The organism is Bacteroides zhangwenhongii, assembly GCF_009193325.2.
GTDB lineage: Bacteria > Bacteroidota > Bacteroidia > Bacteroidales > Bacteroidaceae > Bacteroides > Bacteroides zhangwenhongii.
In genome coordinates this window covers 3,127,455-3,142,538 of record NZ_CP059856.1, presented here as the reverse complement: position 1 = coordinate 3,142,538, position 15,084 = coordinate 3,127,455, and the positions used below count along the sequence as shown (strand labels likewise).

At 44.3% G+C, this 15,084-nt stretch carries 11 protein-coding genes, 2 tRNA genes and 3 rRNA genes; 14 read left to right on the top strand and 2 right to left on the bottom strand.

Annotated elements, in window-relative coordinates; translation table 11 throughout:
- Positions 1-138: 138 nt before the first annotated feature.
- The 10 genes from GD630_RS12580 (at position 139) to der (ending at position 9,686) form a co-directional block, all read left to right on the top strand.
- A 16S ribosomal RNA gene (locus GD630_RS12580) occupies positions 139-1,664 on the top strand.
- 235 nt (positions 1,665-1,899) lie between these two features.
- Positions 1,900-1,976 (top strand) — tRNA-Ile (locus GD630_RS12575).
- Between the two features lie 35 nt (positions 1,977-2,011).
- A tRNA-Ala gene (locus tag GD630_RS12570) sits at positions 2,012-2,085 on the top strand.
- Positions 2,086-2,225: 140 nt separating this feature from the next.
- Positions 2,226-5,105, top strand: a 23S ribosomal RNA gene (locus GD630_RS12565).
- 96 nt (positions 5,106-5,201) lie between these two features.
- A 5S ribosomal RNA gene (gene rrf, locus GD630_RS12560) occupies positions 5,202-5,312 on the top strand.
- Together the 16S, 23S and 5S rRNA genes with 2 tRNA genes alongside form the textbook arrangement of a ribosomal RNA operon.
- 164 nt (positions 5,313-5,476) lie before the next feature.
- On the top strand, positions 5,477-6,064 hold the full coding sequence (locus GD630_RS12555; RefSeq protein WP_182505602.1) for a YceD family protein: 588 nt from the start codon (positions 5,477-5,479) through the stop codon (positions 6,062-6,064).
- A 12-nt stretch (positions 6,065-6,076) separates the two neighbouring features.
- Entirely contained in the window at positions 6,077-6,262 is a 186-nt protein-coding gene (rpmF, locus tag GD630_RS12550) for a 50S ribosomal protein L32 (protein ID WP_004296852.1), read from the top strand.
- Positions 6,263-6,348: 86 nt separating this feature from the next.
- Positions 6,349-7,353, top strand: a complete 1,005-nt coding sequence (locus GD630_RS12545; protein WP_007757562.1) for a beta-ketoacyl-ACP synthase III — start codon at positions 6,349-6,351, stop codon at positions 7,351-7,353.
- A gap of 90 nt (positions 7,354-7,443) precedes the next feature.
- Positions 7,444-8,325, top strand: a complete 882-nt coding sequence (era, locus tag GD630_RS12540) for a GTPase Era (RefSeq protein ID WP_007757561.1) — start codon at positions 7,444-7,446, stop codon at positions 8,323-8,325.
- Between the two features lie 47 nt (positions 8,326-8,372).
- Entirely contained in the window at positions 8,373-9,686 is a 1,314-nt protein-coding gene (der, locus tag GD630_RS12535) for a ribosome biogenesis GTPase Der (RefSeq protein ID WP_007764253.1), read from the top strand.
- 169 nt (positions 9,687-9,855) lie between these two features.
- On the opposite strand, the gene lptB is transcribed toward der, so the two are convergent.
- Positions 9,856-10,617 carry an LPS export ABC transporter ATP-binding protein gene (gene lptB / locus GD630_RS12530; RefSeq protein WP_004308626.1) on the bottom strand — a complete coding sequence of 254 codons (762 nt, stop codon included), beginning with the start codon at positions 10,615-10,617 and terminating at the stop codon, positions 9,856-9,858.
- Positions 10,618-10,692: 75 nt separating this feature from the next.
- On the opposite strand from lptB, the gene GD630_RS12525 reads away from it, so the two are divergent.
- Positions 10,693-11,436, top strand: coding sequence for an MlaE family ABC transporter permease (locus GD630_RS12525; RefSeq protein WP_007757558.1), 744 nt, complete (start codon positions 10,693-10,695; stop codon positions 11,434-11,436).
- Positions 11,433-12,203 carry an ABC transporter ATP-binding protein gene (locus GD630_RS12520; protein WP_007757557.1) on the top strand — a complete coding sequence of 257 codons (771 nt, stop codon included), beginning with the start codon at positions 11,433-11,435 and terminating at the stop codon, positions 12,201-12,203. Before GD630_RS12525 ends, GD630_RS12520 begins: the two co-directional genes overlap by 4 nt.
- Positions 12,204-12,280: 77 nt before the next feature.
- Here GD630_RS12520 and GD630_RS12515 read toward each other — a convergent pair whose 3' ends face one another.
- Positions 12,281-12,526: an RNA recognition motif domain-containing protein gene (locus GD630_RS12515; protein ID WP_007757556.1), complete on the bottom strand. Its 246-nt coding sequence runs from the start codon at positions 12,524-12,526 to the stop codon at positions 12,281-12,283.
- A 397-nt stretch (positions 12,527-12,923) separates the two neighbouring features.
- Between GD630_RS12515 and tig the strand changes: the two genes are divergently transcribed.
- A complete protein-coding gene (gene tig / locus GD630_RS12510; RefSeq protein ID WP_143868423.1) occupies positions 12,924-14,279 on the top strand; it encodes a trigger factor in 1,356 nt (451 codons plus the stop codon).
- 142 nt (positions 14,280-14,421) lie between these two features.
- Positions 14,422-15,084 (top strand): ATP-dependent Clp endopeptidase proteolytic subunit ClpP, encoded by a 663-nt coding sequence (gene clpP / locus GD630_RS12505; protein WP_004297164.1) that lies wholly within the window; start codon positions 14,422-14,424, stop codon positions 15,082-15,084.

Genomic DNA, 15,084 nt, shown 5'->3' with positions numbered 1-15,084 from the left:
TAAACAATACAAGTAGTACAAGTTAAAATAGAACCGTCAATGCTTATATAAATATAGGTATAGAATAGAGTCAATAAATTGTACGGCATCCTGAACAGAGCAAAACGCTATCCTTAGGGATAGATGAACAATACTTTTACAATGAAGAGTTTGATCCTGGCTCAGGATGAACGCTAGCTACAGGCTTAACACATGCAAGTCGAGGGGCAGCATTTCAGTTTGCTTGCAAACTGAAGATGGCGACCGGCGCACGGGTGAGTAACACGTATCCAACCTGCCGATAACTCCGGGATAGCCTTTCGAAAGAAAGATTAATACCGGATGGCATATTATCGCATGATAATCCTATTAAAGAATTTCGGTTATCGATGGGGATGCGTTCCATTAGTTTGTTGGCGGGGTAACGGCCCACCAAGACCGCGATGGATAGGGGTTCTGAGAGGAAGGTCCCCCACATTGGAACTGAGACACGGTCCAAACTCCTACGGGAGGCAGCAGTGAGGAATATTGGTCAATGGACGGGAGTCTGAACCAGCCAAGTAGCGTGAAGGATGACTGCCCTATGGGTTGTAAACTTCTTTTATACGGGAATAAAGTTGTCCACGTGTGGATTTTTGTATGTACCGTATGAATAAGGATCGGCTAACTCCGTGCCAGCAGCCGCGGTAATACGGAGGATCCGAGCGTTATCCGGATTTATTGGGTTTAAAGGGAGCGTAGGTGGACAGTTAAGTCAGTTGTGAAAGTTTGCGGCTCAACCGTAAAATTGCAGTTGATACTGGCTGTCTTGAGTACAGTAGAGGTGGGCGGAATTCGTGGTGTAGCGGTGAAATGCTTAGATATCACGAAGAACTCCGATTGCGAAGGCAGCTCACTGGACTGCAACTGACACTGATGCTCGAAAGTGTGGGTATCAAACAGGATTAGATACCCTGGTAGTCCACACAGTAAACGATGAATACTCGCTGTTTGCGATATACAGTAAGCGGCCAAGCGAAAGCGTTAAGTATTCCACCTGGGGAGTACGCCGGCAACGGTGAAACTCAAAGGAATTGACGGGGGCCCGCACAAGCGGAGGAACATGTGGTTTAATTCGATGATACGCGAGGAACCTTACCCGGGCTTAAATTGCATTTGAATGATCAAGAAATTGGTTAGTCGTAAGACAAATGTGAAGGTGCTGCATGGTTGTCGTCAGCTCGTGCCGTGAGGTGTCGGCTTAAGTGCCATAACGAGCGCAACCCTTATCTTCAGTTACTAACAGGTCATGCTGAGGACTCTGGAGAGACTGCCGTCGTAAGATGTGAGGAAGGTGGGGATGACGTCAAATCAGCACGGCCCTTACGTCCGGGGCTACACACGTGTTACAATGGGGGGTACAGAAGGCAGCTACACGGCGACGTGATGCCAATCCCAAAAACCTCTCTCAGTTCGGATCGAAGTCTGCAACCCGACTTCGTGAAGCTGGATTCGCTAGTAATCGCGCATCAGCCATGGCGCGGTGAATACGTTCCCGGGCCTTGTACACACCGCCCGTCAAGCCATGAAAGCCGGGGGTACCTGAAGTACGTAACCGCGAGGAGCGTCCTAGGGTAAAACTGGTAATTGGGGCTAAGTCGTAACAAGGTAGCCGTACCGGAAGGTGCGGCTGGAACACCTCCTTTCTGGAGCGATGCCGTAATAAGTTGAGAGTTGAGAGTTGAGAGTTGAGAGTTTACTCCCATTATCTGGACTTGCTTTCTCACTGAAAAAAAATGATGACTTTAAAGGTTCTGTTTTTGTACTACTGGTACTTGTTTATTTATAGATATAGATCAACCATCTATAGCATTATAGATAGAGATAAACAAGAGAAAAAAGAAGCCGAGTCTAACATATACAGGTAGACAAGGTTGAACTAGTCCTATAGCTCAGTTGGTTAGAGCGCTACACTGATAATGTAGAGGTCGGCAGTTCAACTCTGCCTGGGACTACCAAGCTCAAGAACGACAGTAATTCTTGATAACCTCTTGGGGGATTAGCTCAGCTGGCTAGAGCATCTGCCTTGCACGCAGAGGGTCAACGGTTCGAATCCGTTATTCTCCACGATCTCTGAAAAAGAGAAACGATCTTTGACATGATGATACAAAAAGTAAAATTTTAGTAAGAGCTAAAAGTATATATCGAACCGTACGTTCGCGGTATATAGACTAGCAATAGTTCAATATGCCGGGAAGTCAGTTTGAAAGAAAGTAAGCAAGGGCGCATGGCGGATGCCTTGGCTCTCGGAGGCGATGAAGGACGTGATAAGCTGCGATAAGCTTCGGGTAGGTGCAAATAACCCTTGATCCGAAGATTTCCGAATGGGACAACCCGACATTCTGAAGGAATGTCATCCATCCTAGATGGAGGCTAACACAGGGAACTGAAACATCTTAGTACCTGTAGGAAAAGAAAATAATAATGATTCCCCAAGTAGTGGCGAGCGAACGGGGATCAGCCCAAACCATTGTTGTTACGGCAACAATGGGGTTGTAGGACCACGATGTCGCAAGACATTTCATGAGTAGAACTCTCTGGAAAGTGAGACCATAGACGGTGATAGTCCGGTATACGAAGTGAAACGAAGCGTAGTGGTATCCTGAGTAGCGCGGGACACGAGGAATCTTGCGTGAATCTGCCGGGACCATCCGGTAAGGCTAAATACTCCCGAGAGACCGATAGCGAACCAGTACTGTGAAGGAAAGGTGAAAAGCACTTCGAACAGAAGAGTGAAATAGTCCCTGAAACCATGCGCCTACAAGCGGTCGGAGCTGCGCAAGCAGTGACGGCGTGCCTTTTGCATAATGAACCTACGAGTTACTTTTTCCGGCAAGGTTAAGCATTTCAAAATGTGTAGCCGAAGCGAAAGCGAGTCTGAACAGGGCGATTAGTCGGAAGGAGTAGACGCGAAACCAAGTGATCTACCCTTGGTCAGGTTGAAGGTTAGGTAACACTAACTGGAGGACCGAACCGATAAGCGTTGAAAAGCTTCCGGATGAACTGAGGGTGGGGGTGAAAGGCTAATCAAACTTGGAGATAGCTCGTACTCCCCGAAATGCATTTAGGTGCAGCCTTGTGAGTTACTAATGTGAGGTAGAGCGACTGATAAGATGCGAGGGCTTCACCGCCTATCAAGTCTTGATAAACTCCGAATGCGCATTAGTCCTATCACAGGAGTGAGGGCATGGGTGCTAAGGTCCATGTCCTAAAGGAGAAGAATCCGGACCATCAGCTAAGGTCCCCAAATAGATACTAAGTTGAACTAACGAAGTCAGATTGCTAAGACAGCTAGGATGTTGGCTTGGAAGCAGCCATTCATTTAAAGAGTGCGTAACAGCTCACTAGTCGAGGAGTTTGGCGTGGATAATAATCGGGCATTAAGTATCTTACCGAAGCTATGGGATGTGTAAACATCGGTAGGGGAGCATTCCACTCCGCGTCGAAGGTGAGGCGTGAGCCTTGCTGGAGCGTGTGGAAAAGCAAATGTAGGTATAAGTAACGATAAAGGGGGTGGGAAACCCCCTCGCCGAAAGACTAAGGTTTCCTGATCAACGCTAATCGGATCAGGGTTAGTCGGGTCCTAAGGCTCAGCCGAACGGTGAGGCCGATGGCAGAACAGGTTAATATTCCTGTACTACCTTAAGGAGTGACGTGGAGACGGAGGAGTGACAGCGCCGCGGACTGACGGAATAGTCCGTTGAAGGGTGTAGATATTGATCTTTGCAGGCAAATCCACAAAGAGAGTCGAACCTGATAGTATACCGCGTTCTTCGGAACAAGGTAATAGTGCGTGTAAGCATACTCCCGAGAAAATCCGCTAAACTTAATCCTTAAGGTACCCGTACCGCAAACGGACACACGTAGTCGGGTTGAATATACTAAGGCGCTTGAGTGATTCACGGTTAAGGAACTAGGCAAATTGACCCTGTAACTTCGGGATAAAGGGTCCCAACGAGAGTTGGGCGCAGAGAATAGGTCCAGGCAACTGTTTAACAAAAACACAGGGCTGTGCCAAATTGAAAGATCACGTATACAGCCTGACACCTGCCCGGTGCTGGAAGGTTAAGAGGAGATGTCATCGCAAGAGAAGCATTGAATTGAAGCCCCAGTAAACGGCGGCCGTAACTATAACGGTCCTAAGGTAGCGAAATTCCTTGTCGGGTAAGTTCCGACCTGCACGAATGGTGTAATGATCTGGACACTGTCTCAACCGTGAGCTCAGTGAAATTGTAGTATCGGTGAAGATGCCGATTACCCGCGATGGGACGAAAAGACCCCGTGAACCTTTACTATAGCTTAACATTGAATTTGGGTAATTGATGTGTAGGATAGGCCGGAGACTTTGAAGCAGGTACGCCAGTATTTGTGGAGTCGCTGTTGAAATACGGCCCTTTGATTATTTGAGTTCTAACTCCAGGATTGGAGGACACTGTTTGGTGGGTAGTTTGACTGGGGTGGTCGCCTCCAAAACAGTAACGGAGGCTTCTAAAGGTGCCCTCAGGACGATTGGTAACCGTCCGCAGAGTGTAATGGCATAAGGGCGCTTGACTGGGAGACATACAAGTCGATCAGGTAGGAAACTAGAGCATAGTGATCCGGTGTTTCCGCATGGAAGGGACATCGCTCAAAGGATAAAAGGTACTCCGGGGATAACAGGCTGATCCCTCCCAAGAGCTCATATCGACGGAGGGGTTTGGCACCTCGATGTCGGCTCGTCACATCCTGGGGCTGGAGAAGGTCCCAAGGGTTGGGCTGTTCGCCCATTAAAGTGGCACGCGAGCTGGGTTCAGAACGTCGTGAGACAGTTCGGTCTCTATCTATCGTGGGCGTATGAAATTTGCGTGGCTCTGACACTAGTACGAGAGGACCGTGTTGGACTGACCTCTGGTTTACCAGTTGTGCCGCCAGGTGCATTGCTGGGTATCTAAGTCGGGATTGGATAAGTGCTGAAAGCATCTAAGTACGAAGCCAGCCACAAGATTAGATTTCTTAGGGTCGTCAAAGACGATGACGTTGATAGGATGCAGGTGTACAGGTGGTAACATCATAGCCGAGCATTACTAATTGCCCGTCCACTTTCTTTCGGACTTGTACGGATCGCGATATATACGTTTAGCGGATTACCCCCCGGAAACGGGTAATACACTGAGATTTTACTTTTCATCATGTCATAACCTTATTCAGGTGGTTATAGCACGAGGGTTCCACCTCTTCCCATTCCGAACAGAGAAGTTAAGCCTCGTCACGCCGATGGTACTGCGTAACAGTGGGAGAGTAGGTAGCCGCCGTTTTTAAGAAGCCTCGCTTGTCTATTGGACGGGCGAGGCTTTCTGTTTTTCTTCATAATACCTATTAAAAAAGTGAATATTTACTGATAATTTGTATGTTATGAGGATATTTATTTGTATCTTTGTCGCCCGAATTGTAAGCTAACGATTTTAAAAAGAGAGAAGCTTTGGGAAAATTTGATAAATATAAAATTGACTTGAAAGGTATGCAGGCAGACTCTGCTAAGTATGAGTTTGTGTTGGATAACCTTTACTTCGCTCACATTGATGGTCCTGAAGTTCAGAAAGGAAAGGTGAATGTTATATTGACCGTAAAAAGAACCTCTCGTGCTTTCGAGCTGAGTTTTCAGACAGATGGAATGGTATGGGTACCATGCGACCGTTGTCTGGATGATATGGAGTTGCCTATCAGCTCTTCTGATAAGCTGATGGTGAAATTTGGACATGAATATGCGGAAGAGGGAGATAACCTTATCGTGATTCCCGAAGAGGAAGGAGAAATCAACGTAGCATGGTTCATGTATGAGTTTATTGCGCTCGCTATTCCGATGAAGCATATACATGCTCCCGGCAAATGCAATAAAGCAATGACTAGTAAATTGAATAAGCATTTGAAGACAAATGCGAATGAGGATAGCGATGTAGATGACAGCTTCGATGCAGGTGGTGGCGAAGACATCGTAATAGAGGAAGAAGTGGAGGAACAAATCGATCCTCGCTGGAATGAATTAAAAAAAATATTAGATAATAATTAAAGTTTTAAGAAAATGGCACATCCTAAGAGAAGACAATCAAGTACGAGACAAGCGAAGAGAAGAACTCACGATAAGGCGGTAGCTCCTACATTGGCTATCTGTCCGAATTGCGGCGAATGGCATGTTTACCACACTGTATGTGGCGCTTGCGGTTATTACAGAGGCAAGCTCGCTATCGAGAAAGAAGCAGCTGTATAATTAGTACAGTCATACTGAAACAGCCTGAGGGTAAATCTCTCCGGCTGCTTTAAGTATTATAGTATTGCTAATTTAAAATAGGTTTGATGGAAAAAATAAATGCAGTAATCACAGGAGTCGGCGGATACGTTCCGGATTATATCTTGACTAATGACGAGATATCAAAGATGGTGGATACCAACGACGAATGGATTATGACTCGTATTGGAGTAAAAGAAAGACACATTCTGAATGAGGAAGGATTAGGTAGTTCGTATATGGCGCGTAAGGCTGCCAAACAGTTGATGAAAAAAACTGGCGCCAATCCTGATGATATTGATTTGGTTGTTGTTGCTACTAGTACTCCTGACTATCACTTCCCTTCTACAGCTTCTATTCTTTGCGATAAACTCGGACTGAAAAATGCATTCGCTTTCGACTTGCAGGCTGCTTGTAGCGGTTTTCTCTATTTGATGGAGACGGCTGCGAATTTTATTCGTTCGGGAAGATATAAGAAAATTATCATCGTCGGTGCCGATAAGATGTCGTCGATGGTCAACTATACAGATCGTGCTACCTGTCCTATCTTTGGTGACGGTGCTGCCGCTTTTATGGTGGAGCCGACTACGGAAGATGTGGGTATTATGGATTCGATACTGAGAACGGATGGTAAAGGATTGCCTTTCCTACACATGAAAGCCGGCGGGTCGGTTTGTCCTCCGTCTTATTTCACAGTAGACAATAAAATGCACTATCTGCATCAGGAAGGAAGAACAGTGTTCAAATATGCTGTTTCCAGTATGTCGGATGTTTCTGCCGCAATCGCGGAAAAGAATGGACTGACAAAAGATAATATCGACTGGATTGTGCCGCATCAGGCAAATGTCCGTATTATCGAGGCGGTAGCCCATCGCATGGAAGTGCCGATGGATAAAGTGCTGGTAAATATCGAACATTACGGTAACACTAGTGCCGGTACGCTTCCTTTGTGTATTTGGGATTTTGAGGATAAACTCAAGAAAGGCGATAACATCATCTTCACTGCATTCGGTGCCGGATTTACATGGGGTGCGGTATACGTGAAGTGGGGTTATGACGGAAAGAAGGAATAAGTAACAAAAGTTACTGAACTATAACACTCAAAAACGCATCCTATTTCGATTCGATGCGTTTTTTTGTCTCAACCAATAAAATGAAGAGAAATGCATAAAGCTGGTTTTGTGAACATCGTAGGAAATCCGAATGTCGGAAAATCGACATTAATGAATGCTTTGGTGGGTGAACGTATTTCGATCGCTACCTTCAAAGCGCAGACTACTCGTCACCGGATTATGGGAATCTATAATACGGATGAGATGCAGATAGTTTTTTCTGATACTCCGGGAGTATTGAAACCTAATTACAAACTTCAGGAGTCTATGTTGAACTTTTCTACTTCGGCATTGACGGATGCGGATATCTTGCTTTATGTGACGGATGTGGTAGAGACGCCGGATAAGAATAATGAGTTTATGGCAAAGGTGCGTCAGATGACGGTGCCTGTATTGTTGCTCATTAACAAGATTGATCTTACCGACCAGGAGAAGCTGGTCAAGTTGGTGGAGGATTGGAAGGAACTGCTTCCGCAGGCCGAGATTATTCCGATTTCCGCAGCTTCTAAGTTCAACGTGGATTACGTGATGAAACGGATCAAGGAATTGTTGCCGGATTCCCCTCCTTATTTCGGGAAGGACCAGTGGACGGACAAACCGGCCCGTTTCTTTGTGAACGAGATTATCCGGGAAAAGATTTTGTTGTATTACGACAAGGAGATTCCCTATTCGGTAGAGGTGGCTGTGGAAGAATTCAAGGAAGAAGCCAAGAAAATTCATATACGGGCAGTCATCTATGTGGAACGTGAATCGCAGAAGGGAATTATCATCGGCAAACAGGGAAAGGCGTTGAAGAAGGTTGCTACTGAGGCTCGCCGTGAACTGGAGCGTTTCTTCGGAAAGACAATCTTCTTGGAGACGTATGTGAAAGTTGATAAGGATTGGCGCAGTTCGGATAAAGAGTTGCGTAATTTTGGTTATCAGTTAGATTAAGAGTATTCATGCGACTGTGATAGTCGTGAAAAACAAGGTATTGAACTATGGGAAATTTAGTTGCAATTGTAGGACGCCCCAATGTGGGCAAGTCTACCTTATTTAACCGTCTGACGAAGACTCGTCAGGCTATTGTGAATGAAACTGCGGGGACGACCCGCGACAGACAATATGGTAAGTCCGAGTGGCTGGGCCGTGAGTTTTCGGTGGTGGACACCGGAGGATGGGTGGTAAACTCGGATGATATCTTTGAAGAAGAGATTCGTAAACAAGTATTGCTGGCTGTAGAAGAAGCGGATGTTATTCTGTTTGTAGTGGATGTGATGAACGGAGTGACTGATTTGGATATGCAGGTAGCGGCTATCTTGCGCCGTGCGAAAAGTCCGGTGATAATGGTTGCCAACAAGACGGATAATCATGAGTTACAATATAATGCTCCGGAATTCTATAAACTGGGATTGGGGGATCCGTATTGTGTTTCTGCCATAACGGGAAGTGGAACTGGTGATTTGATGGATTTGATTGTCAGCAAATTCAAGAAAGAAACGTCGGAGATTCTGGATGATGATATTCCCCGTTTTGCAGTGGTAGGTCGTCCGAACGCCGGTAAGTCTTCTATTGTGAATGCTTTTATCGGTGAAGACCGTAATATCGTGACAGAGATTGCGGGAACGACCCGCGATTCTATTTATACCCGTTACAATAAGTTCGGCTTTGATTTTTATCTGGTAGATACGGCCGGTATCCGTAAAAAGAGCAAGGTCAATGAGGATTTGGAATATTACTCGGTTATTCGTTCTATTCGTGCCATCGAAGGTTCGGATGTGTGTATCCTAATGCTGGATGCTACAAGAGGTATAGAAAGCCAGGACTTGAATATCTTCTCTTTGATTCAGAAGAACCAGAAAGGGCTGGTAGTTGTAATCAATAAATGGGATTTGGTGGAGGATAAATCAGTGAAAGTACAGAAAACATTTGAGGAAGCTGTCCGTTCGCGTTTTGCCCCGTTTGTCGATTTTCCGATTATTTTTGCTTCGGCGCTGACTAAACAGCGTATCCTGAAAGTGCTTGAAGAAGCCCGTAACGTATACGAGAACCGTACAACAAAGATACCGACCGCCCGTCTGAATGAAGAAATGCTTCCGTTGATCGAGGCATATCCACCTCCTTCAAATAAAGGTAAGTATATCAAGATTAAATATATCACGCAGTTGCCGAATACGCAAGTACCTTCATTTGTCTATTTTGCCAACTTGCCTCAGTATGTGAAGGAGCCTTACAAACGTTTCTTGGAAAACAAAATGCGCGAAAAGTGGAATCTGACAGGTACACCGATTAATATCTATATCCGTCAGAAATAAGACTCACCACAGAGGACACAGAGGTTTAATATAAAAAGCAACCGATTCATGAAGAGTCGGTTGCTTTTTTATGATTGGAGATATTATGAAATACTCACCGAATCATCTTTGATTATTTCGGATAAATTCATTATTTCCCTCTGTGTCCTCTGCGTCCTCTGTGGTGAACCTATTTTTCCAATTGGAAATCTTTGCGGCGTAGTACGAAACTATTACTCAAGTACTTTTCACGCACAATCTGGTTCTCCGATAATTCTTCCGGCGTGCCTTGAAAAAGAATCTTTCCTTCAAACAGTAGATAGGCGCGGTCGGTAATGCTAAGTGTTTCCTGTACGTTATGGTCGGTAATCAGGATACCGATATTTTTATCTTTCAGTTTCCATACAATCTGTTGGATGTCTTCTACGGCAATCGGGTCGACACCGGCAAATGGTTCGTCAAGCATGATGAATTTAGGGTCAATGGCAAGGCAACGTGCGATTTCCGTACGACGGCGTTCGCCACCGGACAGCTGGTTACCCTTGTTCTTGCGCACCTTTTGCAGACGGAATTCCGCTATCAGACTTTCGAGCTTTTCCTTCTGATACTCTTTAGGCTTGTTGGTCATCTCGAGCACAGCAGCAATATTATCTTCCACGCTCATCTGGCGGAAAACGGAAGCTTCCTGTGCAAGGTAGCCGATTCCCGTTTGTGCGCGTTTGTAAACCGGATATTTGGTAATCTCCAAGTCATCGAGGAAGATACGGCCTTCATTAGGGGTAATCAACCCGACGGTCATATAGAATGAAGTCGTCTTACCGGCACCGTTCGGTCCCAGCAAACCTACAATCTCACCTTGCTTCACATTGATGGAAACGTGGCTTACAACGGTCCGTTTACCGTACTTCTTAACCAGGTCTTCCGTGCGGAGCACCATCTTGCTTTCTTCCATATTCTAGTTATTTTGCGGCAAATGTAGTAAAAATAAGCTGAAATAATGTACATTTGCAGACAAATAGTGTGAGTTATGATAAAAGCATTGAGAACCGTCGGAAGATATTTTATGCTGATGGGGCGGACTTTTTCCCGTCCCGAGCGGATGCGTATGTTTTTCCGGCAATACCTAAACGAGTTGGAGCAGCTAGGTGTAAACTCCATCGGTATCGTGCTGCTGATTTCGTTTTTCATCGGCGCGGTGATTACCATTCAGATTAAGTTGAATATCGAAAGTCCGTGGATGCCCCGTTGGACAGTGGGATACGTGACACGTGAGATTATGTTGTTGGAGTTTTCTTCTTCTATCATGTGTCTGATTCTTGCTGGAAAAGTCGGATCGAATATTGCTTCGGAACTGGGAACCATGCGGGTGACACAGCAGATCGACGCGCTTGAAATCATGGGAGTCAACTCGGCCAATTATCTGATATTGCCTAAAATTACGGCAATGGTGACTGTTATTCCTATATTGGTGACGTTCAGTATTTTTGCCGGGATTATCGGCGCTTTTTGTACCTGTTGGTTTGCCGGTGTGATGAATGCCGTCGATCTGGAATATGGTTTGCAATATATGTTTAACGAATGGTTTATCTGGGCGGGTATCATCAAATCTCTCTTCTTCGCCTTTATCATTGCAAGTGTATCCGCTTTCTTCGGATATACGGTGGACGGCGGCTCGATTGCTGTGGGAAAAGCCTCGACGGATTCCGTAGTATCCAGCAGTGTGTTGATTCTGTTTGCGGACTTGGTATTAACTAAACTTTTGATGGGATGATTGATATTAAAGGACTTTATAAATCATTTGATGACAAAACAGTATTGAGTGATATCAATGCAACTTTTGAGAACGGAAAGACGAACTTGATTATCGGTCAGAGTGGTTCCGGAAAGACGGTGTTGATGAAATGTATTGTGGGGTTGCTCACACCGGAGAAAGGGGAGGTCTTGTATGACGGACGTAACCTTGTGCTGATGGGGAAGAAGGAGAAAAAGATGCTTCGCAAGGAGATGGGAATGATCTTCCAGAGTGCGGCTCTTTTCGATTCCATGTCGGTGTTGGATAATGTGATGTTTCCTTTGAATATGTTTAGCAACGATACGTTGCGCGACCGTACCAAACGGGCTATGTTCTGCCTGGATCGTGTCAACTTGTCCGAAGCGAAAGACAAGTATCCCGGAGAAATCAGTGGAGGTATGCAGAAACGTGTAGCTATTGCACGTGCTATTTCTTTGAATCCGCAATATTTGTTCTGCGACGAGCCGAACTCGGGACTAGACCCGAAAACCTCATTGGTGATTGATGACTTGATTCATGACATCACTCAGGAATATAATATGACCACCATTATTAATACGCATGACATGAATTCCGTTTTGGGAATCGGCGAGAAGGTGATTTATATTTATGAAGGTCACAAGGAGTGGGAAGGGACGAAAGACGATATCTTCACTTCTACCAACGAACGTCTGAATAACTTTATTTTCGCCTCCGACTTGCTTCGTAAGGTGAAGGAGCTGGAAGTGCAGAATATGGAAGGCTGATTGTATATAGGCAATAAAAAAACTTCTGTCATCGGGTGGCAGAAGTTTCTTTTTTCTTAGCTATGTAGCGTCGGCATTTAAGCTTTAGGTCTAGCTTCTTTAACTACCATGGTGCGGCCCATGTACTCAGCTCCGTTCAATTCAGCGATAGCTTTAGCAGCTGCAGCATCGTCTTCCATTTCGATGAAAGCGAATCCTTTGGATTTACCGGTTTCACGGTCCATAATAACTTTGACTGATGATACTGCTCCGTAATCTTCCATCACTTGTTGCAGATCTCCTTCCTTAACGCGGTAGTTAAGGTTTCCAACATAAATGTTCATAATGAAAATGATAAAAAATAAATAAATGAATAAAACTCTCTGGATAGATGGTTACTAATAAAAGGATTAAAACGACAGAGAGTTTACAAATGCGTTTTTAGAACGGAAGTAAAAACCTTGTAATCAAATCGAGAAACTAATGGTCCATCAATCCGCAGCAAAGAAAAGCATAATTTTTGGATTGACCATCTTTTTGTAGGTTTAATTTGTGAAAAATGAGAAAAAAAGATACCGGAGGTTTCAAAGAAGCCCTCTGTGTCAGTGAATTGTTGCACGGGTATTCCAAATAGATACGAAATAAATCTGCAATGTCTTTTGAAATTTAAAAGATTAGCACTAATTTTGCACCCTCGTTTAAGCATAGAACAAAGTATAAATCAAATAAATAATTGTCAGAATGAACGTTTCATTACAAAACATTGACAAAGTAAGCGCCGAGCTTACTGTGAAGCTTGAGAAAGCCGACTATCAGGAGAAAGTAGACAAAGAGTTGAGAACGCTCCGCCAAAAGGTAGATATGCCGGGATTCCGTAAAGGTATGGTTCCTGCAAGTCTTGTTAAAAAGATGTATGGCAAGTCTGTAATTGCCGAGGTAGTGAATAAGACACTGCAAGAGGCTGTTTACAATTATATCAAAGAAAATAAGGTGAATATGTTGGGCGAACCGTTGCCTAACGAAGAAAAGCAACAGAATATTGATTTCGATACAATGGATGAATTCGATTTCGTGTTCGACATTGCTTTGGCACCTGAATTCAAGGCAGAAGTAAGTGCTAAGGATAAGGTAGATTATTATACGATTGAAGTATCTGACGAGATGATCGACAACCAGGTGAAGATGTATACTCAACGCACCGGTAAATACGATACAGTAGATACTTATCAGGATAATGATATGCTGAAAGGTCTGTTGGCTCAGTTGGACGAAGAAGGCAATACGAAAGAAGGCGGCATTCAGGTAGAAGGTGCGGTTATGATGCCTTCTTATATGAAGAATGACGAACAGAAAGCTATCTTCGCTAATGCAAAAGTAAACGATGTATTGGTATTCAATCCGAACGTTGCTTTTGACGGAAACGAGACGGAACTGGGTTCTTTGCTGAAAATCGACAAGAATATTGCTAAGGATGTGAAATCCAACTTCAGCTTCCAGGTAGAAGAAATCACTCGCTTTGTTGCTGGTGAATTGAATCAGGAACTGTTCGATCAGGCTTTCGGTGAAGGTGTTGTGAAGACAGAAGAAGAATTCCGTGCTAAGATTAAGGAAGAAATCGCAGCAAGATTCGTTGCTGATAGCGATTATAAGTTCTTGATCGATGTTCGCAAGATGATGATGGAGAAAGTGGGTAAGCTGGAATTCCCGGATGCACTGCTAAAACGCATCATGTTGCTGAACAACGAAGAAAAGGGAGAAGAATATGTTGCTGAGAACTATGATAAGAGCATTGAGGAGTTGACTTGGCATTTGATTAAGGAACAGTTGGTAGAGGCTAACGATATCAAGGTAGAGCAGGAAGATGTTTTGAAAGTGGCAAAAGACACAACGAAGGCACAGTTCGCTCAATATGGCATGTTGTCTGTTCCTGATGATGTACTCGACAACTACGTACAGGAGATGTTGAAGAAGAAAGAAACCGTAAACAACCTGGTGAGCCGCGTTGTGGAAGTGAAGTTGGCTGCTGCCTTGAAAGCACAGGTAACTTTGGAAAACAAGAACGTTTCTATCGAAGAATTCAATAAGATGTTTGAATAATCATTCGGTTGAACCGAACATAAAGTCACAGAAACACAGAGTTTTTATAGAATTATAACTCTGTGTTTTTTTGTGTCTCTGTATTCTTTTTCGTTTCTTTGCGCTTACATTTATTTTAAATTTATAGAAAGGAACAATTAATATGGATGATTTTAGAAAATACGCAACCAAGCATTTAGGAATGAATGGCATGGTATTGGATGATGTGATTAAATCGCAGGCCGGGTATTTGAATCCTTATATTCTGGAAGAAAGACAGTTGAATGTAACTCAACTCGACGTATTCTCCCGTTTGATGATGGACCGCATCATTTTCTTAGGTACACAAGTGGATGATTATACAGCCAATACGCTTCAGGCACAGTTGCTGTATCTGGATTCCGTTGATCCGGGCAAGGATATTTCAATTTATATCAATTCACCGGGTGGAAGTGTATATGCCGGATTAGGTATTTATGATACCATGCAGTTTATTTCAAGCGATGTCGCTACGATTTGTACAGGTATGGCGGCTTCAATGGCAGCTGTATTGCTGGTAGCCGGTGCCGAAGGCAAGCGTTCTGCGTTGCCCCATTCACGCGTGATGATTCATCAACCGATGGGAGGCGCACAGGGACAGGCTTCGGACATTGAAATCACAGCTCGTGAAATTCAGAAATTGAAGAAGGAACTTTATACGATCATCGCCGATCATTCGCATACTGATTTCGATAAAGTATGGGCGGACTCAGACCGTGACTACTGGATGACAGCTCAGGAAGCGAAAGAATACGGTATGATTGATGAGGTATTGATTAAAAAATAG